The organism is Silanimonas algicola (genome assembly GCF_054777375.1).
In genome coordinates, this window is the sequence record NZ_BAAHAS010000001.1 from 387,365 (window position 1) to 409,017 (window position 21,653).

At 70.6% G+C, this 21,653-nt stretch carries 16 protein-coding genes; 9 read left to right on the forward strand and 7 right to left on the reverse strand.

Going from position 1 to position 21,653, the window contains the following annotated elements; genetic code table 11:
• Positions 1-15 precede the first annotated feature (15 nt).
• From cysC (ACYVAK_RS01920) to ACYVAK_RS01930, 3 genes are all read right to left on the reverse strand, one after another.
• The gene (gene cysC, locus ACYVAK_RS01920) at positions 16-1,899 is read right to left on the reverse strand and encodes an adenylyl-sulfate kinase (RefSeq protein ID WP_461057428.1); all 1,884 of its coding nucleotides are present in this window, start codon (positions 1,897-1,899) and stop codon (positions 16-18) included.
• Positions 1,899-2,798, reverse strand: coding sequence for a sulfate adenylyltransferase subunit CysD (cysD, locus tag ACYVAK_RS01925; RefSeq protein ID WP_461057430.1), 900 nt, complete (start codon positions 2,796-2,798; stop codon positions 1,899-1,901). The genes cysC (ACYVAK_RS01920) and cysD (ACYVAK_RS01925) overlap by 1 nt, the downstream gene beginning before the upstream one ends.
• A gap of 109 nt (positions 2,799-2,907) precedes the next feature.
• Entirely contained in the window at positions 2,908-4,116 is a 1,209-nt protein-coding gene (locus ACYVAK_RS01930) for a benzoate/H(+) symporter BenE family transporter (RefSeq protein WP_461057432.1), read from the reverse strand.
• Positions 4,117-4,237: 121 nt separating this feature from the next.
• Between ACYVAK_RS01930 and ACYVAK_RS01935 the strand changes: the two genes are divergently transcribed.
• The 3 genes from ACYVAK_RS01935 to ACYVAK_RS01945 are packed head-to-tail and all read left to right on the forward strand — an operon-like array spanning position 4,238 to position 8,588.
• Positions 4,238-6,112 carry an assimilatory sulfite reductase (NADPH) flavoprotein subunit gene (locus ACYVAK_RS01935; RefSeq protein WP_461057434.1) on the forward strand — a complete coding sequence of 625 codons (1,875 nt, stop codon included), beginning with the start codon at positions 4,238-4,240 and terminating at the stop codon, positions 6,110-6,112.
• Positions 6,112-7,809: an assimilatory sulfite reductase (NADPH) hemoprotein subunit gene (gene cysI, locus ACYVAK_RS01940; RefSeq protein ID WP_461057436.1), complete on the forward strand. Its 1,698-nt coding sequence runs from the start codon at positions 6,112-6,114 to the stop codon at positions 7,807-7,809. Before ACYVAK_RS01935 ends, cysI begins: the two co-directional genes overlap by 1 nt.
• Complete coding sequence (locus ACYVAK_RS01945) at positions 7,806-8,588, forward strand: phosphoadenylyl-sulfate reductase (RefSeq protein WP_461057438.1); 783 nt, start codon at positions 7,806-7,808, stop codon at positions 8,586-8,588. Before cysI ends, ACYVAK_RS01945 begins: the two co-directional genes overlap by 4 nt.
• Here ACYVAK_RS01945 and ACYVAK_RS01950 read toward each other — a convergent pair whose 3' ends face one another.
• Together ACYVAK_RS01950 and ACYVAK_RS01955 are read right to left on the reverse strand one after the other, a co-directional pair.
• Entirely contained in the window at positions 8,589-12,134 is a 3,546-nt protein-coding gene (locus tag ACYVAK_RS01950; RefSeq protein WP_461057440.1) for a hypothetical protein, read from the reverse strand. It lies immediately after the preceding gene.
• A gap of 59 nt (positions 12,135-12,193) precedes the next feature.
• Positions 12,194-12,730 carry an alpha-ketoglutarate-dependent dioxygenase AlkB family protein gene (locus ACYVAK_RS01955; protein WP_461058610.1) on the reverse strand — a complete coding sequence of 179 codons (537 nt, stop codon included), beginning with the start codon at positions 12,728-12,730 and terminating at the stop codon, positions 12,194-12,196.
• 233 nt (positions 12,731-12,963) lie between these two features.
• Here ACYVAK_RS01955 and ACYVAK_RS01960 point away from each other — a divergent pair, with 233 nt between their 5' ends.
• The 6 genes from ACYVAK_RS01960 to ACYVAK_RS01985 are packed head-to-tail and all read left to right on the forward strand — an operon-like array spanning position 12,964 to position 18,919.
• Positions 12,964-14,565, forward strand: coding sequence for an electron transfer flavoprotein-ubiquinone oxidoreductase (locus ACYVAK_RS01960; RefSeq protein WP_461057442.1), 1,602 nt, complete (start codon positions 12,964-12,966; stop codon positions 14,563-14,565).
• An 11-nt stretch (positions 14,566-14,576) separates the two neighbouring features.
• Complete coding sequence (gene rfbB, locus ACYVAK_RS01965) at positions 14,577-15,635, forward strand: dTDP-glucose 4,6-dehydratase (protein ID WP_461057444.1); 1,059 nt, start codon at positions 14,577-14,579, stop codon at positions 15,633-15,635.
• A gap of 10 nt (positions 15,636-15,645) precedes the next feature.
• Complete coding sequence (gene rfbA / locus ACYVAK_RS01970; RefSeq protein WP_461057446.1) at positions 15,646-16,533, forward strand: glucose-1-phosphate thymidylyltransferase RfbA; 888 nt, start codon at positions 15,646-15,648, stop codon at positions 16,531-16,533.
• A gap of 9 nt (positions 16,534-16,542) precedes the next feature.
• The gene (gene rfbC, locus ACYVAK_RS01975) at positions 16,543-17,100 is read left to right on the forward strand and encodes a dTDP-4-dehydrorhamnose 3,5-epimerase (RefSeq protein ID WP_461057448.1); all 558 of its coding nucleotides are present in this window, start codon (positions 16,543-16,545) and stop codon (positions 17,098-17,100) included.
• 23 nt (positions 17,101-17,123) lie between these two features.
• Positions 17,124-18,032 carry a dTDP-4-dehydrorhamnose reductase gene (gene rfbD, locus ACYVAK_RS01980; RefSeq protein ID WP_461057450.1) on the forward strand — a complete coding sequence of 303 codons (909 nt, stop codon included), beginning with the start codon at positions 17,124-17,126 and terminating at the stop codon, positions 18,030-18,032.
• A 26-nt stretch (positions 18,033-18,058) separates the two neighbouring features.
• Positions 18,059-18,919, forward strand: a complete 861-nt coding sequence (locus tag ACYVAK_RS01985; RefSeq protein WP_461057452.1) for an ATP-grasp domain-containing protein — start codon at positions 18,059-18,061, stop codon at positions 18,917-18,919.
• A 12-nt stretch (positions 18,920-18,931) separates the two neighbouring features.
• Here the strand turns inward: ACYVAK_RS01985 and cysC (ACYVAK_RS01990) are convergent, their stop codons facing one another.
• Positions 18,932-20,752, reverse strand: a complete 1,821-nt coding sequence (gene cysC / locus ACYVAK_RS01990; protein WP_461057453.1) for an adenylyl-sulfate kinase — start codon at positions 20,750-20,752, stop codon at positions 18,932-18,934.
• Entirely contained in the window at positions 20,752-21,651 is a 900-nt protein-coding gene (gene cysD / locus ACYVAK_RS01995; RefSeq protein WP_461057455.1) for a sulfate adenylyltransferase subunit CysD, read from the reverse strand. The genes cysC (ACYVAK_RS01990) and cysD (ACYVAK_RS01995) overlap by 1 nt, the downstream gene beginning before the upstream one ends.
• Positions 21,652-21,653: the final 2 nt, after the last annotated feature.

A 21,653-nucleotide genomic window follows, 5' to 3' on the forward strand; every position in this document is an offset into this window, starting at 1 on the left:
CTCGCCGGTGGCGGTTCAGCGCGCCGGCGTCGCGGCCAGCCACGCCGCCAGGGCCTGCGCCAGCGCGTCGGGCGAGGCCTGCTCGGTGGACAGGCGCTGCTCGGGCGCGAGCGGTGGTTCGTAGTCGCTGCCGATGCCGATGGCGTGGCTCAAGCCACCCGCCTTCGCCTTGGCATAAAGGCCCTTGGGGTCGCGCGCGGCGCAGGTCGCGGGCGAGGCGTCGACGAACACTTCGATGAATTCACCGGGCGCGAACCGGGCCCGTACCGCGTCGCGGTCGGCGCGGTAGGGCGAGATGGCGCTGACGATCACCACGAGCCCGGCGTCGACCATCAGCTTGGCCACTTCGCCCAAGCGCCGCACGTGCTCGCGGCGGTCCTCGGGCGCGAAGCCGAGGTCCTTCGACAGTCCGCCGCGGACGTTGTCGCCGTCGAGCAGCATGGTGTGGCGGCCCTCGGCGTGCAGACGACGCTCCAGCGCATCGGCGAGCGTGCTCTTGCCCGCCCCGGAGAGCCCGGTGAGCCACACGCAGCGGGCCTGTTGCTGCTTGGCCGCGGCGCGCTCCGCCGGGCCGACGCTGAAGGCCTGCGCGTAGGCGCGCTCGCTGCCGCGGGCGATGGGCTCGACCACGAGGCCGGCGCCGGCCGTGGCGTGGGTCGCGCGGTCCACGAGGATGAAGCGGCCCAGCGCGTCGCCGTCGGCGAAGGGCGCCAGCGGCACGGGCTGGTCGAGGCTGAGTTCGACGCGGCCGATGGCGTTCAGCGCGAGCGCGTCGGCGCCGTGCGTGCCGCCGTCGTGGATGTCTCGCAGGTGCTCGATGGCCGCGACCGTGGCGATGGCCTGCTTCGGGCCCACGCGCAGCGCATAACGCTGGCCGGGCCGCAGCGGCGCGGCGTCGAGCCACACGAGGTCGGCGCGCAGGCGATCGACCGCGGACGGGGCGTGGTCGACACCGACGATCACGTCGCCGCGCGAGACATCGACCTCCTCGTGGAACACCAGCGTCACCGGCTGGCCGGCCTGCGCGTCCTCCAGCTCACGCCCGGGCCCGATGACGCGGGCGATCGTCGCGCGGGTGCCGGCCGGCAGCACCTGCACCGCATCGCCAACGCGCAGGCGGCCGCGCACCGGCGTGCCGACGAAGCCGCGGAAATCCTGGTGCGGGCGGTTCACCCACTGCACCGGCAGCGCGAACCCTCCCTCGTTCGAGGGGCTGCGCGCGGGCAGCGCCTCCAGCGCCGGCAGCAGCGGCGTGCCGCGGAACCACGGCGTGTGGGCCGATGGCGCCAGCACGTTGTCGCCGTGCAGGGCCGAGAGCGGGATGGCCTGCACCTCGGCGAAACCCAGCGCCGACGCCAGCGCGCGGTAGTCGGCCACGATGGCGTCGAAGCGCGCCTGGTCCCAATCGACCAGGTCCATCTTGTTCACCGCCAGCACCACGCGGGTGATCCCGAGCAGGCGGACGATGCGGCTGTGCCGCCGCGTCTGCGGCAGCACGCCCTTGCGCGCATCGACCAGCACGACGGCGGCATCGGCGGTGGACGCGCCGGTGGCCATGTTGCGCGTGTACTGTTCGTGGCCCGGGCAGTCGGCGACGACGAAGCGCCGCCGCGGGCTGGAAAAGTAGCGGTAGGCCACGTCGATGGTGATGCCCTGCTCGCGCTCCGCCTCGAGGCCGTCGACGAGCAGGGCGAAATCGAGGGCGCCGCCCTGGGTGCCCACGCGCGCACTGTCCTTGGCGAGCGTGGCGAGCTGGTCCTCGGCAAGGCTGCCGCTGTCGTGCAGCAGGCGGCCGATCAGGGTGCTCTTGCCGTCGTCGACGCTGCCGCAGGTGATGAAGCGCAGCTGCGGCAGGGCCTCGTGGTCGGCCAGCGCGCGGCGCGCATCTCCTCCGTCCATCAGAAGTAGCCCTCGAGTTTCTTCAGCTCCATCGAGCTGTTCGGGTCGTGGTCGATCACGCGGCCCTGGCGCTCGGAGGTCGTGGCCTGCAACAGTTCCTCGACGATCGCTTCCACCGAGTCGGCGTCCGACTCGATGCCGCCGGTGAGCGGGTAGCAGCCCAGCGTGCGGAAGCGCACCTTCTTTTCCGCCGGCCGCTCTCCCGGGCGCAGCGGCAGGCGCTCGTCGTCGACCATGATCAGGGTGCCGTCGCGCTCCACCACCGGCCGTGTTTCGGCGAAATAGAGCGGTGGCAGCTCGATGCCCTCGCGCAGGATGTAGAGCCACACGTCGAGCTCGGTCCAGTTCGAGATCGGGAAGGCGCGCACGCTCTCGCCCTTGTGGATGCGGCCGTTGTAGAGGTCCCAGAACTCCGGGCGCTGCGCCTTGGGGTCCCAGCGCTGGTGCGTGTCGCGGAAGCTGAAGACACGCTCCTTGGCGCGCGACTTCTCCTCGTCGCGGCGCGCGCCGCCGATGGCGCAGTCGTAGCCGCCGCGGGCCAAGGCCTGGCGCAGGCCCTGCGTGCGCATCACGTCGGTGTGCACGGCGGCGCCGTGGATGAAGGGGTTGATGCCGGCCTTGAGCCCGTCCTCGTTGATGTGCACGCGCAGCTCGACGTCGAGGCGCTCGGGCACCTGGTCGCGGAAGGCGTAGGTCTGGCGGAACTCGAAGGTGCTGTCGATGTGCAGCAGCGGGATCGGCGGGCGCGCGGGGTAGAAGGCCTTCTTCAGCAGGTGCAGCAGCACCGTGCTGTCCTTGCCGATGGAGTACAGCAGCACCGGGTTGCGGAACTGCGCCGCCACCTCGCGGAGGATGTGCAGGCTCTCCGCTTCGAGGCGGTCGAGGTGGGACAGGGCCATGGGGGCGTCGAGGAAGGGGCCACGGCCCCGAGGACCGCAGTATCGGAATGCCGGCGCGAGCGCCGGAAATGCCCCACCTGCATGACGTGATGCCCGGCGAGCAGCGTCCTCAGGCGGGCTGGCGCCCGCGGAGCACCACGAGGGCCAGCACGCCCGCCACCACGCCCCAGAACGCGCTGCCAACACCGGCCAGCGTGACGCCGCTCAAGGTGACGAGGAAGGTGATGAGCGCGGCTTCACGATCCGCCTCGTCCTTGAGCGCCGCCTGCAGCGAGCTGCCGATGGTGCCGAGCAGGGCGATGCCGGCGATGGCTGCCACGAAGGCCTCCGGGAAGGCCAGCAGCACGCCGGCAACCGCGCCGCCGAACAGGCCGATGCCGATGTAGATGGCGCCGCAGGCCATGGCGGCCACGTAGCGGCGGCCCGGGTCTTCATGCGCCTCGCGGCCCATGGCGATGGCCGCGGTGATGGCCGAGAGGTTCAGCGCGAAGGCGCCGAACGGCGCCAGCAGCAGGGTGGCCGCACCGGTCATCGTGATCAGCCGCGAGATCGGCAGGCTGTAGCCGGCCGCGCGGATGGCCGCGACACCGGGCAGGTTCTGCGAGGCCATGGTGACGATGAACAGCGGCAGGCCGAGGCTGATGATGGCGGCGAGGCGCCACTCGGGTTCGACGACGACCGGCACCACGAGCGCGGCATCGATGCGCGGAAAACGCATCTGCCCCTGCGCGACGCAGAGGGCAACGCCGACGGCCAGCACGAGAAGTACGGCATAGCGCGGCATCCAGCGCCGCCCCAGCAGATAGGCGAGCAGCATGGCAACGACGAGCAGCGGCGCCTCGCCCGCGGCGTCGAAGGCCTGCAGCCCGAAGCGCGCGAGCACGCCGGCCAGGAGCGCCGAGGCGAGCGCCATCGGAATGCGGTCCATCAGTTTTGCGAACAGCCCCGTGGTGCCGGCGAGCAGGATCAGCGCGCCGGAGACGAGGAAAGCCCCGGTCGCTTCGGCCAGCGTGAAGCCGCCGGCCGCGGCCCCGGCCGCGAGCACGGCGGCGCCGGGCGTCGACCAGGCCACCATCACCGGCATGCGCAGCCACCAGGACGGCACCAGGCTGCACAGGCCCATGCCGAGGCCCAGCGCCCACATCCACGAGGCCAGTTGCGCCGGCGTGGCGCCCAGCGCCGTGGCGGCCTGGAAGACGATGGCCACCGAGCTGGTGAAGCCCACCAGCACCGCGACGAAGCCCGCGGTGAGCGCCGAAGGCGAGGCGTCGGCGAGGAGGTGGCGGCGCGCGAGGGCAGGCGGCGTGTCGTCAGGCATGGGCCGAGGATAGCCCCGTCGGCACATGCGCCGGGGTTATCACCGTATGCCGGCTTTCGCTTTCCGGCCGAACGCCTGCGGGTCGGAGACTGCCTCCTCGCTCTGGCCCACTGGCGCGCCCATGTCGCTTCCGTTGTCCCCGCCCCCCTCCGCCTTTCCCTTGCCGTTCGACGCCGAGCGCCGCGTCCTGCTGCAGCGCCTGACGGAGGGGTTGGACCCGGCCGCCCTGTGGTGGGCGTCGGGCTATCTGGCGGGCCTCGCGGCGCCGCAAGCCCGCGAGGGCGACGGCGTGCTGGCGGGCGCCACCGCCCTGCCCGGCCTCCCTGCGGCGCTGGTCCCCGCGGCGGCCGAGGTCGACACGCTGACCATCGTCTACGGCAGCCAGACCGGCAATGCGAAGCGTGCTGCCGAGTCCTTGCTGTCGGAAGCCGGTGCCCGAGGCTTGAAGGCCCGCCTGCTGCGCGCCGACGCCTATCCGCTGGCCGAGCTGAAGCGCGAGACGCAGCTCGTGGTGGTCATCAGCACGCAGGGCGACGGCGATCCGCCGGATGACGCGCGCGGCTTCGTCGAGCATCTCGTGGGCCGTCGCGCGCCGAAGCTCGAGGGCCTGCGCTTCGCCGTGCTGGGCCTCGGCGATTCGAGCTACGCCAAGTTCTGCGAGATCGGCCGCGTGCTCGACGCGCGACTGGCCGAACTCGGCGGGACGCGCCTCGCGCCCTTGGGCGAAGCCGATGTCGACATCGACACCGTGGCGGTGCCGTGGCGTGCGGACGTGCTGCGCGCGCTGGAGGCGCTGCGGCCGGCGCCGAAGGCCGAAACGCAGGGGCTTCAGGGCCTGCACGTCACCCTCGTCGATGGCGGCACATTGCCTGCGCTGGCAAGCACCGCCGCGACCCGCGATGCGCCCGTCTTCGCCGAGCTGCTGGCCAACGTGCGACTCACCGGCCGCGGCAGCGACCGCGACACGCGCCATCTCGAGTTCGCCATCGACCCGACGACGCTCGACTACACGCCCGGTGACGCCGCGGGCGTGTGGCCGCTGCAGGCGCCCGCGCTGGTCGAGGCGATCCTCGACGCCGCCGGCCTCGATGGCGACACCGTGGTGACGCAAGGCACCGAAACCCTGCCGCTGCGCCGCTGGCTGGGCGAACGCCGCGAACTCACGCGCCTGAATCGCCCGCTGCTGAAGGCGCACGCCGAGCGCAGCGACAGCGCGCGCCTCGCGGCAACCCTCGCGGATGCGACGGCGAGTGCGGCACTGCTGCAACGCACGCCGCTGCTCGACCTGCTGGCCGAGCACCCGGCGTCGTGGACAGCCGACGATCTCATCCGCTCGCTGCGCCCCTTGGCACCGCGGCTCTATTCCATCGCCTCCAGCCGCGAGGCCGTCGGTGACGAGTTGCACCTCACCGTGGGCCACGAAGTCTTCGAAGGCCGCGACGGCCTGCGCTACGGCGCGGCCTCGCACTACCTCGCCACGCTGAAGGAAGGCGACACGGCGCGCCTCTTCATCGAACGCAACGAGCGCTTCCGCCTGCCGGCGGATGCCTCGCGCGACGTGATCATGATCGGCCCTGGCACCGGCGTGGCGCCGTTCCGCGGCTTCGTGCAGCAGCGCGCGGCGACCGGCGCGAGCGGGCGTAACTGGCTGGTCTTCGGCACTCCGCGCTTCCGCAGCGATTTCCTTTACCAGGTGGAATGGCAGAAGGCGCTGAAGGCCGGCCAGCTCCATCGCCTCGACCTCGCATTCTCCCGTGATGGCGCCGCCAAGACCTATGTGCAGCACCGGATCGAAGAGCAGGGCGCCGAGCTCTGGCGCTGGCTGCAGGAGGGCGCCCACCTCTACGTCTGCGGCGACGCCACGCGCATGGCCAAGGACGTGCACGCCACCCTGCTGGCCATCGCCCAACACCACGGCGGCCTCGATGCAGACGCCGCCGCCGACTACTTCACCGGGCTGGAACGCACCGCCCGCTACGCCCGGGACGTCTACTGATGGCCACGCATTCCGTCGAAGAGATCAAGCGCCAGAGCGCCGGCCTGCGCGGCACGCTCGAGGCCAGCCTCGCCGATCCGGTCACCGGCGCGCTGCGCGATGACGACCAGATCCTCATCAAGTACCACGGCAGCTACCAGCAGGACGACCGCGACCTGCGCGAGGAGCGCCGCGTCGCCAAGCTCGAGCCCGCCTACAGCTTCATGATCCGCACCCGCACGCCCGGCGGCGTGCTGACGCCCACGCAGTGGCTGAAGCTGGACGGCGTGGCGAACGAGTTCGCCGAGCGCGGCCTGCGCATCACCACGCGCCAGGCCGTGCAGTTCCACGGCGTGATCAAGCGCGAACTGAAGGCCACGATGAAGGCCATCAACGCCGCGCTGATCGACACCCTCGCGGCCTGCGGCGACGTGAACCGAAACGTGGCCGTCGCGGCGAACCCGCAGGTCTCTGCCGCGCATGCCACCGTGTACGCGCAGGCGGCGGCGCTTTCGGAACACCTGCTGCCGAACACCCGCGCCTACTACGAGATCTGGCTGGACGAGGAACGCGTGGCCGGCGGCGACCCGGCGGCCGAGCCGATCTACGGCAGCACCTACCTGCCGCGCAAGTTCAAGATCGGCTTCGCCATCCCGCCAACCAACGATGTCGACATGTTCGCGCAGGACCTCGGCTTCGTCGCCCACCTCGAGGGCGATGTGCTCACCGGCTACACCGTGCTGGTGGGCGGCGGCATGGGCAGCACGCACGGCGACGCCGAGACCTACCCGCGCCTGGCCGATCCGCTGGGCTTCATCACGCCGGAGCAGCTGATCCCGGTCGCCACCGCCGTCGTCACCGCCCAACGCGACCTCGGCAACCGCACGGTGCGCAAGCACGCGCGGCTGAAGTACACGATCGACCGCGTCGGCCTCGAGGCCTTCCGCCGTGAAGTCGAAGAACGCAGCGGCATCACCCTCGCGCCGCCGAAGCCGCTGGCCTTCACCCACAACGGCGACCGCTTCGGTTGGGTCGAGGGCGAGGACGGCCGCGCGCACCTGACGCTGCGCATCACCGCCGGCCGCGTGCAGGACGGCGACACCGGCCTGTGGCAGACCGGCCTGCGCGCCGTCGCGCAAGCGCTTATCGAGGCCGGGGAAGGCGAGTTCCGCCTGACGCCGAACCAGAACCTCGTCATCGCCGGCCTCTCGCCTGTCGGGCGGGAGCGCGTCGATGCGCTGGTCACCACGTACGGCCTCGATCACTTCCGCCGCGCCACGCCGCTCGCCCTGAATGCGCTGGCCTGCGTGGCGCTGCCGACCTGCGCGCTGGCCATGGCCGAGGCCGAGCGCTACCTGCCGCGCGCGCTGGAGCAGGTGCAGGGGCTGCTGGACCGCCATGGCCTCCGCGAGGCCGACATCCACCTGCGCATCAGCGGCTGCCCCAACGGCTGTTCGCGCCCTTTCCTCGGCGAGATCGCCCTCGTCGGCAAGGCGCCCGGCCGCTACAACCTGATGCTCGGCGCCGACCATCGCGGCGCGCGCCTCAACGCGCTCTACCGCGAGAACGTCGACGAGGCGCAGATCCTCGCGGCCCTCGAACCGCTGGTCGCGTCGTATGCCGCGGATCGCCGAACGGACGAGCGCTTCGGCGACTTCCTCGTGCGCACCGGCGTCGTCGCCCCGAAACCCGGCCCCATCCCGCTGGTGCTGGCATGAGCGCGGACGGCGGCAACGCACGGCACCCGACACCACGAACGGAGCCCGTTGGTCTGGCCACGGCATGGGCTGACGACGCCGCGCTCGACGCGTTGAACGCCTGGCTCGAATCGCTCGACGCCGAGGGCCGCCTCGCCTGGGCCATCGCGAACACGCCCGGGCGCGCCGTGTTGTCGACCAGCTTCGGGGCGCAGTCCGCCGCGCTGCTGCACCTCGTCACCCGCCACGCAGCGGAGCTGCCGGTGGTGCTGGTCGACACCGGCTACCTGTTCCCCGAGACCTACCGTTTCGCGGATGAGCTCACCCGGCGGCTCGCCCTGAACCTGCACGTCGCTCGCGCCGAGGAGTCGCCGGCCTGGTTCGAAGCACGCCACGGCAAGCTCTGGGAGCACGGCCTCGACGGCATCGAGCGCTACAACCGCCTGCGCAAGCTCGAGCCCATGCAGCGGGCGCTCGACGGCTTGGGCGCCACGCTGTGGATCGCCGGCCTCCGCCGGAGCCAATCGAGCACCCGCGAAGACCGGCGCGTGCTGGAACGCGCCGGCACGCGCTGGAAGCTGCACCCCATCGTCGACTGGACCGACCGCGACATCGGCGTCTACCTCAAGACGCACGCGCTCCCGTGGCATCCGCTGTGGGAGCGCGGCTATGTTTCGATCGGCGACGTCCACACCACGCGTCCGCTATCGGCGGGCGTGGATGCCGAGGCCACGCGCTTCTTCGGCCTGAAGCGCGAATGCGGGCTGCATGAGGCCGCATCCGCCCCGGTCACCGGCTGATCAGTTCGCCGCGCATCCCTGCAGCCCACCCAGCGGCACCACCGCATCGTTCGCCACCCACGTCCCCGGCGTGCCGTTGGTGAATGCGGCATCGACGTTGATCCACGACAGCTGGCCGTCCACGAACTCGCGCCGAAGCACGCCCACCGTCGTCCGCTCCGGTGCTCCCGTCCGCACGCACAGCGGGCAGAACCCGCGCAGCTGCTGCAACGGTATCGCATCGTTCGCCGCACCCACGCCGCCGCGCTCGGCCACCAGGAAACGCGGCACCCCACGCGCCGAGTACGCGAACACCGCATGGAACTCGTAGTTCGGCAGCAACTGCACGCTGTAGCCCGTCCCCGATCGCGACGGGTCGAACCAGTGGCCGCTCGCATCCACCACGCGACCTCCGATGCTCGGGCAGCCGCGTCCGAAGCTCGAGAAGGGCTCGCTGCCCAACTCGCCATCCAGCACGTACGTGAACTGGAACGCATCGTTCGCCGTCGGCGTGATCGTCGCCCGCCCGACCTCGGTCAGGTGGTTGCGGCTGCCGTTCCAGCCCGAGCGGAAGATCGGCGCCGTCCAGATCCCGGTCGCCCCCGGCTTCGCGCCCTGCAGGTAGTACCAGACCGGCGCCCCGTCCTGCGTGTACGTGTACCAGAGCCCCGCCCAGTCCTCGCCCGCCGGATACAGGAACAGCCCGTGCCCCGAGCGCGACGGGTTGAAATAACCGCCCGGGCGGACCACCGGCGCCGGGGTCCCGATGAGGGTCTGCGCAGTGACCGTGACGGCGACCGGCCTGCCGCTCGATACGCCTGCCGTGAGCACCACGTACCACCGCCCCGGCGCCGGCGCATTGACGACGATATCGAGACTGTTGCCGCCGTCCCGGACGATCGATGCCGCATCTTCCGGCGGCGCGCGGGGGATGTTGGCCACATCGCCACTCGCTGCCGTCGGCACGCGACGAAGGCTCGCCCTGAGCGAGCCGCTGATGCCCGGCGGAAGCGCGGCGGAAAGGATCAACTGCGCGGTTCCGGGCGCAATGTCGACGAACATCCGATCGTGTGGCGCGAAGCTGCCCATGAGTGGCGCGTGCGACACGCCGGGGATGAGGGCAAATGGCGTCGCGGCGAACCAGTAAGACGACAGCGCCCCGGCCTCGGGCAAACGCAGGGCCATCGGAACATCCCCGAGCGACGGGCCATCGGCATTGCGCAAGCGAAGCCAGCCCACGGCCCCCTGCCCCAACGGCGTCGAATCGGCGCGCCAAGCCAGGCGAACCGGAAACGCTTCGCCCTCGGCGAGACGCGTGGGGCTTGTGGCCGTCACGCCGGGAGCGGCGCGGACGCCGTCGATGCCGCCGCGCAGCAGGGCGTAGCGCTCGGGGTTGGCACCGGGGTTCGACACCGCGATCAGGACCTCGCGTGGGCTGGTCGCCGTCTGGCGGATCGTCGTCACGCACGTCTCGCTCGCCCCCGTCGACGCCGACGAGCAGAGCAGCTCGTTGTCGCTGATGACGCCATTGGCGTCGGCGTCATACGCGACGTGCAGATCGAGGTCGGCGAGCGGGCTACCTTCCAGATGGGCGAGGATCGTGCGCGTCAATTCGCCGGTACCGGGGTCGAGTGCGGTGAGGGGCAAGCGCTCGTTCCATCGATAGGCAAATCGCGTCGGTGTGTTGGGCGCGACCTCGCCCCCCACGACTTCGCTGGGGTCGATGGCCCGCCACAGCGGCTCAACACGCGCGTCCGGCAAGGCCGGCAAACCGGAGAACACGACATCACGAAAGCCCGACGCGCTGTCGGCAAGCAGCGCTGTGGATGGCGAGGCCACGGGGCGGATCGGGATGTCGACCCTCGCCGCGATGCAGTTCTCGTCGAGGGTGCCGCACAGGCGATAGCGAAGGCGATCCACCTGCCCACCCCGCCCTGCGTGCGGCGTGTAAAGGATTCGATCGTCGGCTGGAGAGGCCGTGCCGCGGGTATCGACATCGGCGGTTCCCAAACGCGGGCCTTCGGTGATCTCGAGACGTCCGCCGGCATAGCGCGACGCCACGACCACGTCGTTGGCCAACACGTCGAGCGCGTTGGCACGGGGCAGCGGGGGCACGGGAAGGAGATCCGGCCGCGCCGCCGGGCTGAGGTCGACTTCGTCGTTGACGATGCGAAGTTCGACCGTCGGACTGCGCGCCACCAGCTCGCGCGGATCGGTGAAAGTCAGGTAGAAATAGCGCTCGGGATCCACGCGATCATTGCCGATGCCCTCGATGCGCACGGTGGCCGATCGGCTTCCGGGCAGGAAGACCACGCGCTGGCTCAGCGGCCGGAAATCCACGCCCTCGACGGCCGCGCCCCGCGGGAAACGAGGATCGAGCGCTTCGAGATCGGCGACCGTGTCGACGGTGATTTCCGAACCCCCGGGCGGTGCAGGGCGATCCAGCTCCAGCGTGATCGTCCAGCCCTCGCCCGGGGCACCCTCCAAGCGCCGAAGCATCGTCTCCGTCCCGTTGCAACACGGGGCTGGCGTCACGCCAACCACGGACAGCACGGGCACCGTCACGGCCGTCTCGTCGTCGAGCACGGTGAGGGCCACGTCGGGCGCGGGGGGAAGCCACGTCGCCACGCCGGTGAACTGAAGGTCGGCCGTGCGCGTGCCATTACGCTGGCGGTCGTCCCGAAGGCTGCTCCGAAGAAAGCCGATCCTCTGCCGCCGGCCCGTTTCGACCACCGACGATGACCAGACGGAAACGGCATCGTCGAAGCCCGGCCCCGAACGCAGTGACAGCGTGTAGGGCAAGGTTCCGCCGCCGGTGGACGAACGCTCGGCGAGCACGATGGGAATCCGCAACGATCCGGTCAGGCTTCCGGCGATCTCCCGCCCTTCGAGCAGCACGACGCGCTGCGGGACCGGTCTCGGCGGCGGATCGATGTCGACGATGACGCTGTGCGCGATGGACTGCGCGGGAAACTCGACGCGCACGTTCCCGAACCCCCTCGGCGAGGCGGAAATCGTGTAGGCCGAGCCGCGCCGCGCGAAGAAGTTGAACTGACCATTGGCCACTGGCACCGGCGTGAACCAGCGATCGCCCACCGAGCGGCGAACGCTGGCCTCGAGCGTCGGCGGGGCCACCGTTCCTGGCGGGTAACGGAAGGTGGCCGTGACCGCCACCCCCACCTCGGATCGCAGCGTGATCGACTGCGCGGCCTGGACGCGGGACAACGCGACGGCGCGATCGTTGAGCCAAGGCCCCGGGAGGCCGAAGAGGGAGAACTCCGGGGACAGGTTCCGTGGAATCCGGGCTTCGAACCGATACTCCGGCGCCGTAGCGCGCATGTCCAGCTGCTCAAGGCCTTCAAGGGACTCGAAATAGGCGCGGACCCCGACCTCGACCGGCGGAGTGACGCCCGCCTCGAACACGACGTTGCCGGCGATGGGGACGCAAACGACACCGGAGCTGCCGCAGTATCGGGAGTCTGCAGAGGACTGCGCCACCGCACTCGGCGATACCGCGAGAAGGGCCAACGCGCCCGCAAGCGCGATCAGGGGGGAACGCCAGTCCATGGACGCCATCACTCAGGGGGAAATGCGACCGGAACCTTAGCAGCCCCCGCCGCAAGGCTCTAGCGCGCCGGCATCACCCAACGGAACGTCAGGTTGACCCGCTCGCCCATCACGCCCGCCATCTTCGGCAAGGCGTGCTGCGCCACGCGCTGGCAGTCGCCACGCATCACCAGCAGATCGCCGTCGGCGAGGCGCCATTCCGCCTTCACGGCATGGTCGGCCCGCATCCGCAGCAGGAAGCGCCGCTCGGCCCCCAGGCTGAGCGACGCGATCACCGGTGCCGGTCCCAGTTCCGGTTCGTCATCGCTGTGCCAGCCCATGGAATCGCCGCCCGTCCGATACCGGTTGATCAGCACGCTGTTGAACGACGCCCCGCACGCCGCTTCGAGGCGCGGCAACAGGTCATGGATCGCGGGATGCCAGGGCTCGGGCTCGAACAGGGCACCGGAATAGCGATAGCGCGCCTTCGGATCGCCCATCCAGCAGCTCAATCGCGGCGAGTCGACCCAGCGCCCGAACATCCGGATGCGATGCACGGTCCACGGCACCTCCGCAACCAGGCGCGCCCGCAGCGCTGCGGCGGCGTCGCCCGCCAACCAGCGGCGCTCGAGGCGGACGCGCGTCGCCCAGCGGGCCTCCTCAGGCCCGGGCGGTGCCGGCTGATGTGGGAACAAATCGGCGATGGTCACGCCACGATCATCGCCGATGCCGGCGTGAACCCCGCGCGGTCGCGCGCCGCCGGCGCCCTGCCATGACAGCCCCCCCCTCCCCCGGCGACAATACGGGCCTGAATGGCCCAGCGCCCCACGGAATCCCCAAGGTCCCGCTTATGTCCGAACGCGATGTGATGGAGTACGACGTCGTCGTCGTCGGTGCCGGTCCCGCCGGCCTGTCCTTTGCCATCCGCCTGAAGCAGACGTCGCCCGAGACGACCGTCTGCGTCATCGAGAAGGCCTCGACCATCGGCGCCCAGGTCCTGTCGGGCGCCGTGATCGAACCCGGCCCGCTCGACGAGCTGCTGCCCGGCTGGCGCGAGAACCCGCCGCCGATCTGCGTGCCGGCCACCGACGACGAGTTCTGGTTCCTCACCAAGACCGGCGGCGTCAAGTTCCCCGTCGTGCCGCCGCAGATGGCCAACCACGGCAATTTCATCGTCTCGCTCGGCGCCACCTGCGCCTGGCTGGCCCCGCAGGCCGAGGCGCTGGGCGTCGAGATCTACCCGGGCTTCGCCGCCTCGGAAGCGCTGGTCGAGGACGGCCGCGTGGTCGGCGTCCGCATCGGCGACATGGGCGTGGCGAAAGACGGTTCGCACAAGCCGACCTACACGCAGGGCATCGACATCCGCGCCAAGCTGACCGTGCTCGCCGAGGGCGCGCGCGGCCATCTCGCCAAGCGCCTGATCAAGCAGTACGCGCTCGACGCCGAGTGCGACCCGCAGAGCTACTCGATCGGCATCAAGGAGCTGTGGCAGGTGCCGGAAGGCCGCGTCACGCCGGGCAAGATCGTGCACAGCCTCGGCTGGCCGGCCGATTCGAACACCTACGGCGGCAGCTTCCTGTACCACCTGACGGAAAACCGCATCGCGCTGGGCTACGTGTCGGGCCTCGACTACCGCGACCCGAACTACCAGCCGCACGAAGCGTTCCAGCAGTGGAAGCACCACCCGACAGTCAAGCCGCTGCTCGAAGGCGGCACGATCCTGTCGGCCGGCGCGCGCGCCATCGTCACCGGCGGCTACCAGAGCCTGCCGAAGACCGAGATGCCCGGCGCGATCCTGATCGGCTGCGATGCCGGCCTCGTCAACGTGCCGAAGATCAAGGGCGTCCACCAGGCAATCCGCAGCGGCATGCTGGCGGCCGACCACGTGGCCGCGAAGGGCCCAGTGGCGGATGGCTTCGACGCCGCGCTGCGCGCATCAGAGGCCTACGCGGAGCTCAAGAAAGTCCGCAACTTCAAGCCGGGCTTCAAGAAGGGCCTGTGGTTCGGCCTCCTGAACTCGGGCTGGGAAACGATCACCGGCGGCGCTTCGCCGTGGACGCTCAAGGTCTCGCCGGACTGGAGCAGCCTGACCAAGCTCTCGCAGCAGGAGTCGCCGAAGCGCGATTATGTCGAGCGCAGCCTCGCGCCGCGAGACCGCTTGGCGGGCGTGTACTTCGCCGCGACCGAGCACGACGAGGACCAGCCCGTGCACCTGCGCGTGGCCGACACCAACGTCTGCATCACGACCTGCGCCGAAGAGTACGGCAACCCCTGCACACGCTTCTGCCCGGCCGGTGTCTACGAGATCGTCAAGGACGAGGCCGGCTCGCGCCTGCAGATCAACGCCGCGAACTGCGTGCACTGCAAGACCTGCGACATCAAGGACCCCTACCAGCTCATCGACTGGGTGACGCCGGAAGGCGCCGCGGGCCCCAACTACCAGAACCTCTGAAGACCCCCCGAATGCCCACTTGGCTTGTCACCGGCGGCGCCGGCTTCATCGGCGGCAACTTCGTGCTCGAGGCGCGCCAGCGCGGCCTCGCGCGGATCATCAACCTCGACGCGCTGACCTACGCGGGAAACCGCGACACGCTGGCCTCGCTCGACGGCGACCCCGACCACGTGTTCATGCACGGTGACATCGGCGACCGCGCGCTGGTCTCGCGCCTGCTTGGCGAGCACGGCGTCGATGCGGTCATCAACTTCGCCGCCGAAAGCCACGTCGACCGCTCCATCGACGGCCCCGCCGCCTTCATCCAGACCAATGTCGTCGGCACGCTGGCGCTGCTGGAAGCCACGCGCGACTACTGGAAGGCGCTGCCGGCCGAGCGAGCCGCCGCGTTCCGCTTCCTGCACGTCTCGACCGACGAGGTCTACGGCTCGCTGGGCGAGACGGGCTACTTCACCGAAGAGACCCCGTTCGCGCCGAACTCGCCCTACTCGGCGTCGAAGGCGTCCTCCGACCATCTCGTCCGCGCCTTCCACCACACCTACGGGCTGCCGGTGCTGACGACGAACTGCTCGAACAACTACGGGCCGTTCCAGTTCCCCGAGAAGCTGATCCCGCTGATGATCCAGAAGCTGATCAAGGGCGAGCCGCTGCCGGTCTACGGCGACGGCAGCAACATCCGCGACTGGCTGTTCGTCGGCGACCACTGCGCCGCGATCCGCGACGTGCTCGCCCGCGGTCGCGTCGGCGAGACGTACAACGTCGGCGGCGATGCCGAGCGCCGCAACATCGACGTGGTGCACGCCCTGTGCGACGCCATCGATGTGCGCCGTCCGCGCGCCGACGGGCAGTCGCGCCGAGTGCAGATCACCTTCGTGAAAGACCGCCCCGGCCACGACAAGCGCTACGCCATCGACGCCAGCAAGCTGAAGCGCGAGCTGGGCTGGGCGCCGACGCTGAACTTCGAACAGGGCCTCGCGCGCACGGTCGACTGGTACCTCGCCAACGAGGCCTGGGTCGGCAAGATCCTCGACGGCAGCTACCGCCTCGAGCGCATCGGCACGCAGGGCTGAGGAGGCCGCCATGACGCAACGCAAGGGCATCATCCTCGCCGGCGGCTCCGGGACGCGGCTGTATCCGATCACCAAGGGCGTCAGCAAGCAGCTGCTGCCGGTGTACGACAAGCCGATGATCTACTACCCCTTGAGCGTGCTCATGCTGGCCGGCATCCGCGAGGTGCTGATCATCAACACGCCGCACGAGCAGGCCATGTTCAAGGCGCTGCTCGGGGACGGTTCGCAGTGGGGCATGCGCTTCGAGTACGTCGCGCAGCCGAGCCCCGATGGCCTCGCGCAAGCGCTGATCCTCGGCCGTGAGTTCCTCGACGGCGCGCCCAGCTGCCTCGTGCTCGGCGACAACATCTTCCACGGCAGCGGCTTCACCGAACTCTTGAAGCGCGCCGATACGCGCGAATCCGGCGCGACCGTGTTCGGCTACTGGGTGAAGGACGCCAAGGCCTACGGCGTGGCCGAGTTCGATGCGCAGGGCCGCGTGGTTGGCCTCGAGGAGAAGCCCGCGCGGCCGAAGTCGAACTACGCCGTCACCGGCCTGTACTTCTACGACGGCCGGGCGCCCGAGTTCGCCGCGGCGCTCACCCCCTCGCCGCGCGGGGAGCTGGAGATCACCGACCTCAACCGCCGCTACCTCGAGGACGGCTCGCTGCACCTCGAGAAGATGGGCCGCGGCTACGCCTGGCTCGACACCGGCACGCACGAATCGCTGCTGCAGGCCGGCAATTTCATCGAGACGATCGAGCAGCGCCAGGGCCTGCGCGTGGCCTGCCCGGAAGAGATCGCCTACACCCATGGCTGGATCAGCGCCTCACAACTGGAAGCCCTCGCCGCGCCGCTGGCGAAGAACGGCTATGGCCAGTACCTGCTTTCGCTGCTGACGCACGGCCCAGTGGCCTGAGGGAACCCCATGAAATTCATCGAGACCGCCCTGCCCGGCTGCACGATCGTCGAGCCCGCCGTGTTCGGCGACGCCCGCGGCGCCTTCTTCGAGAACTGGAACGCCGCGAAGTTCGCCGCGGCCGGCATCCACGCCCAGTTCGTGCAGGCCAACGTGTCGACGTCGACGCGCGGCGTGTTGCGCGGCCTGCATTACCAGTGGCCGAATCCGCAGGGCAAGCTGGTTCAGGTGCTCGAAGGTGAAGTCTGGGACGTGGCCGTCGACATCCGCCGCGGCTCGCCCACCTTCGGCCGCAGCGCCGCCGTGGTGCTCAGCGCGGAGAACCGCAAGCAGTTCTGGATCCCCGAGGGTTTCGCCCACGGCTTCGTGGTCCTGAGCGAACGCGCCACGTTCTCCTACCTGTGTACGGCGCTGTACGACCGCGAAGCGGACGCCGGCGTGCGCTGGAACGACGGACAGCTGGCCGTCGACTGGCCGGTCTCGGATCCCTCCCTGTCGGAGAAGGATGCCAAGGCGCCCTTCCTCGCCGACATCCCGGAGGCACGCCTGCCGGTGTTCGGCGCATGAGCGCGCACGCGTCGAATCCATGGATGCGTGGACCGGTGCTGTTGATCGGTGCCGACGGCCAGCTCGGCACCGAGCTGCGGAAGGCCTTGGCCTCGCGCGGCATCGCGCCCGTGATGAGTTCGCTGCACGGCACCCTGCCCGACGGTGGAACCGCGCACGCCTGCGATCTGTCGGCACCGGGCGCGCTCGCAGCCCTGGTGCGTGACATCGCGCCGACCGTCGTCATCAACGCCGCCGCCTACACCGCAGTCGACCGTGCGGAGTCCGAACCGGCGCTCGCAGCCCGCATCAATGCCGAGGCGGTGCGCGAACTCGGCGAGGCGGCGAACGTCCTTGGTGCGACGGTCGTGCACTACTCGACGGATTACGTGTTCGCTGGCGACGGCACCCGACCCTATCGCGAGGATGACGCGCCGGGCCCGGTGTCGGTCTACGGCCAGACCAAGCTCGGGGGCGAACAGGCCCTCGCCGCCAGCGGCGCCGACGCCGTGACCTTCCGGCTCGCCTGGGTGTACGCCGCGCACAGCGCGAACTTCCTCCGCACCATGCTGCGCGTGGGGTCGGAGCGCGACCACCTGCGCGTGGTGGATGACCAGGTCGGCGCGCCGACGCCGGCGCACTGGATCGCGGAAGGCTCGCTGCGCGCGCTGGAGGCCGGTGCGCGCGGCCTCTACCACTTGGCACCGCAGGGCCAGACCAGCTGGCACGCCTATGCCGAAGCGATCTTCGCGGGCGCCGTCGCGCGCGGGCTGTTGGCGAAGGCCCCGACCGTCGAGGCCATCCCGTCCAGTGCCTACCCCACGCCCGCCGCCCGCCCCGCGTGGTCGGTGCTCGACAGCTCGAGACTCGAGCGTGACGCCGGCGTGCGCCTGCCGGACTGGCGCGTCGGGCTGGACGAGGTGCTCGACCAGCTCGTCGCCGCGCCTCGCTGAAGCCCCGGCACGGGAAGGACCACGCCATGCGCATTGCCCTCGCCACCGCCATCGCCGCCTTCGCCCTCGACGAGGACCTGCCGCCGCTGCTCGACGCCCTGCGTGAGCGTGGCCATCTCGCCGAGGCCGTGGCTTGGGATGACCCCACCGTGTCGTGGTCGCGCTTCGACCTCGTGCTGCTGCGCTCGACGTGGAACTACACGGATTGCCCGGTCGAGTTCCTTGCCTGGTGCGATCGCGTCGCGGGGAGCACGCGGTTGCTGAACCCGCCGGACCTCGTGCGTTGGAACACCGACAAGTATTACCTCGCCGATCTCGCCCGCCAGGGCGTCCCGGTCATCCCTGCGCACTTCCTCGCCCCGGGCGACGACCCGGCGTCGTTCCCGGCGCACGCCGAGTTCGTGGTGAAGCCCTGCATCGGTGCCGGCTCGCGCGACACCCAGCGCTACACCGCCCCGAACCGCGCCGCCGCCATCGCCCACGCGAAGCGCCTGCTCGATGCCGGCCGCCATGTGCTGGTGCAGCCCTACCTCGAGGCCGTCGATACGGCGGGCGAAACCGCGCTGCTGTTCTTCGCCGGCCGCTTTTCCCACGCCATCCGCAAGGGCCCGCTGCTCGTCCGCGACGGCGAGGCGACCAGCGCCTTGTTTGCGCCCGAGGCCATCACGCCGCGCGAGCCGTCGTCCGCGGAGATCGAGGTCGCGCACCGCGCCTTGGCCGCGATTCCCGGCGGCGCCCCGCTGTATGCCCGCGTCGATCTGCTGCCGTCACCCTCTGGCCCGCAGCTGCTGGAACTCGAGCTCACCGAGCCCTCGCTGTTCTTCGCCCACGCGCCCGGCTCGGCCGAGCGCTTCGTCGCGGCGATCGAATCGTCCCTCGCCGGCTGAGCCGGCGCGCGCTCAGCCGCCGATCGCGTCGATCACCCGCTGCGCCAGCACCTCGGGCGTCGCCGCCGTCGTATCGAGCCGCAGGTCCGGCGCCTCGGGGCGCTCGTAGGGCGCGTTGACGCCGGTGAAGTTCGGGATCTTCCCGGCGCGCGCCTTGGCGTAGAGGCCCTTCACGTCGCGGGCCTCGCAGACCTCGAGCGGCGTGTCGACGAAGACCTCGACGAACTCGCCCGGCGCGAACAGGCTGCGCGCGGTCTCGCGTTCGCGGGCGTAGGGCGCGATGAAGCTGACCAGCACGACAAGGCCGGCGTCGACCATCAGCTTGGCCACCTCCGCCACGCGCCGCAGGTTCTCGACGCGGTCCGCCTCGGTGAAGCCGAGGTCGCGGTTGAGCCCATGGCGCACGTTGTCGCCGTCGAGCACGTAGGTGTGCCTGCCCTGGGCCACCAGGCCGCGCTCGACGAGGTTGGCGATGGTCGACTTGCCCGAGCCCGAGAGGCCGGTGAACCACACGCAGCGCGGCGTCTGGCTCTTCTGCGCGGCACGCACGGCCTTGTCGACGCTGAAGGCCTGCCAGTGCACGTTCTCGCCCCGGCGCAGGCCATGGCGCACCACGCCGGCGCCAGCGGTGGCGTTCGTCAGGCGATCGACGAGGATGAAGCCGCCCAAGGCGCGGGACTCGGCATAGGTCGCCAGCGGGATCGGCGCGGCGAGGCTCAGCTTCACCAGGCCGACGTCGTTCATCGCCAGCTGCTTCGCGGCCTCGTGCGCCTGCGTGTTGACGTCGATGCGGTGGCTGATCTCGGTGACCGTGGCCGCCACTTCACGCGTGCCGATGCGCAGCCAATAACCGCGCCCCGGAACGAGAGGCGCCTCGTCCATCCACACCACGTGCGCAACGAACTGGTCGCTCACCGGCAGAGCCGACGCGGTCGCGCTGATCACGTCGCCGCGCGACACGTCGCGCTCGCGATCCAGCGTGACGACCACGGCCTGCCCGGCGTGGGCCGCGTCGACCTCGCGCCCCCCCACCGCCACCGAGGCAATGACCGCCTCCTGGCCGGAAGGCTGCACGACGACCGCATCGCCCTTCGACAGACGGCCCTGGGCCAAGGTGCCAGCGTAGCCGCGGAAATCCTGATGCGGGCGCAGCACCAATTGCACCGGCAAGCGCGCGGCGCCCTGCGTGTCGAGGGCGGGAATCGGTGCCGCTTCGAGGTGCTCGACCAGCGTCGGCCCGACGTACCACGCCGCGCCGCCGCGTCGCGTCAGGTTGTCACCGGCCAGCGCCGAGACCGGGACCGCCTGCACGCGTTCGATGCCGACGGCCTCGGCCAGCGCGGCGTACTCGGCGTGGATCGCGGCGAACACGCCCTCGTCCCAACCGACGAGGTCCATCTTGTTCACCGCAAGGACGACCTGCTTCACGCCCAGCAGGGCGCAGATCCAGCTGTGGCGGCGCGTCTGCGGCAGCACGCCTTTGCGGGCGTCGACGAGCACGATGGCCAAGTCCGCCGTCGAAGCCCCCGTCGCCATGTTGCGGGTGTACTGCTCGTGGCCGGGGCAGTCGGCGACGATGAAATGGCGCTTCGGCGAACTGAAGTAGCGGTAGGCGACGTCGATGGTGATGCCCTGCTCGCGCTCGGCGGCAAGCCCGTCGACCAGCAGCGCAAAGTCGAGCGCCTCGCCCTGGGTGCCGTGCTTCGCCGAATCGCGCGCCAGTGCGGCCATCTGGTCGTCGCTGGCCTGGCGGGTGTCGTGCAGCAGGCGCCCGATCAGCGTGCTCTTGCCGTCGTCGACGCTGCCGCAGGTGATGAAGCGAAGGCGATCCATCAGAAGTAGCCCTCCTGCTTCTTCTTCTCCATCGAATCACCGGGCGCGTGGTCGATGACGCGTCCCTGCCGTTCCGAGGTCGTCGCCTGCTCCAGCTCGGCGATGATCCTGCCGACGGTGTCGGCCTCGGATTCGACGCCGCCGGTGAACGGCCAGCAGCCCAGGGTTCGGAATCGCACTTTGCGCAGCACCTCGCGTTCGCCCTCGCGCAGCGGCATGCGGTCGTCGTCGCGCATCAGCAGCACGCCGTCGCGCTCGACGACCGGCCGCTCCTTCGCGAAATACAGCGGCGGCAGCTCGATGCCCTCGCGCTCGATGTAGCGCCAGACGTCCATCTCGGTCCAGTTCGACAGCGGGAAGGCGCGCACGCTCTCGCCGGGGTGGATGCGGCCGTTGTACTGGTTCCAGAGCTCCGGCCGTTGCGCCTTGGGCTCCCAGCGCAGGGCGGCGTTGCGGAAGCTGAAGATGCGCTCCTTCGCACGCGACTTCTCTTCGTCGCGGCGCGCGCCGCCGATGGCGCAGTCGTAGCCGCCCAGCGCGAGGGCCTGCTTGAGCCCCTGCGTGCGCATCACCTCGGTGTGCACCGAGACGCCGTGCACGAAGGGGTCGATGCCGGCCTTCACCCCCTCCTCGTTGATGTGCACGCGCAGTTCGACGCCGTAGCGCGCCGGCACGGCATCGCGGAAGCGGTAGGTCTCGGCGAACTCGAACGTGCTGTCGATGTGCAGCAGCGGGATCGGCGGCGCCGCCGGGGCGAAGGCCTTGACCAGCAGGTGCAGCAGGGTCGTGCTGTCCTTGCCGATCGAATACAGCAGCACCGGGTTGCGGAACTGCGCCGACACCTCGCGCAGCACGTGGATGGCCTCGGCCTCCAGCCGGTCGAGGTGGCTCAGCGCCATGC

Excerpts from the sequence above, each read along its gene's own strand:
- cysC (WP_461057428.1), bottom strand. The coding sequence starts at position 1,899 with ATGGACGGAGGAGATGCGCGCCGCGCGCTGGCCGACCACGAGGCCCTG.
- cysD (WP_461057430.1), bottom strand. The coding sequence starts at position 2,798 with ATGGCCCTGTCCCACCTCGACCGCCTCGAAGCGGAGAGCCTGCACATC.
- ACYVAK_RS01930 (WP_461057432.1), bottom strand. The coding sequence starts at position 4,116 with ATGCCTGACGACACGCCGCCTGCCCTCGCGCGCCGCCACCTCCTCGCC.
- ACYVAK_RS01935 (WP_461057434.1), top strand. The coding sequence starts at position 4,238 with ATGTCGCTTCCGTTGTCCCCGCCCCCCTCCGCCTTTCCCTTGCCGTTC.
- cysI (WP_461057436.1), top strand. The coding sequence starts at position 6,112 with ATGGCCACGCATTCCGTCGAAGAGATCAAGCGCCAGAGCGCCGGCCTG.
- ACYVAK_RS01945 (WP_461057438.1), top strand. The coding sequence starts at position 7,806 with ATGAGCGCGGACGGCGGCAACGCACGGCACCCGACACCACGAACGGAG.
- ACYVAK_RS01950 (WP_461057440.1), bottom strand. The coding sequence starts at position 12,134 with ATGGACTGGCGTTCCCCCCTGATCGCGCTTGCGGGCGCGTTGGCCCTT.
- ACYVAK_RS01960 (WP_461057442.1), top strand. The coding sequence starts at position 12,964 with ATGTCCGAACGCGATGTGATGGAGTACGACGTCGTCGTCGTCGGTGCC.
- rfbB (WP_461057444.1), top strand. The coding sequence starts at position 14,577 with ATGCCCACTTGGCTTGTCACCGGCGGCGCCGGCTTCATCGGCGGCAAC.
- rfbA (WP_461057446.1), top strand. The coding sequence starts at position 15,646 with ATGACGCAACGCAAGGGCATCATCCTCGCCGGCGGCTCCGGGACGCGG.
- rfbC (WP_461057448.1), top strand. The coding sequence starts at position 16,543 with ATGAAATTCATCGAGACCGCCCTGCCCGGCTGCACGATCGTCGAGCCC.
- rfbD (WP_461057450.1), top strand. The coding sequence starts at position 17,124 with ATGCGTGGACCGGTGCTGTTGATCGGTGCCGACGGCCAGCTCGGCACC.
- ACYVAK_RS01985 (WP_461057452.1), top strand. The coding sequence starts at position 18,059 with ATGCGCATTGCCCTCGCCACCGCCATCGCCGCCTTCGCCCTCGACGAG.
- cysC (WP_461057453.1), bottom strand. The coding sequence starts at position 20,752 with ATGGATCGCCTTCGCTTCATCACCTGCGGCAGCGTCGACGACGGCAAG.
- cysD (WP_461057455.1), bottom strand. The coding sequence starts at position 21,651 with ATGGCGCTGAGCCACCTCGACCGGCTGGAGGCCGAGGCCATCCACGTG.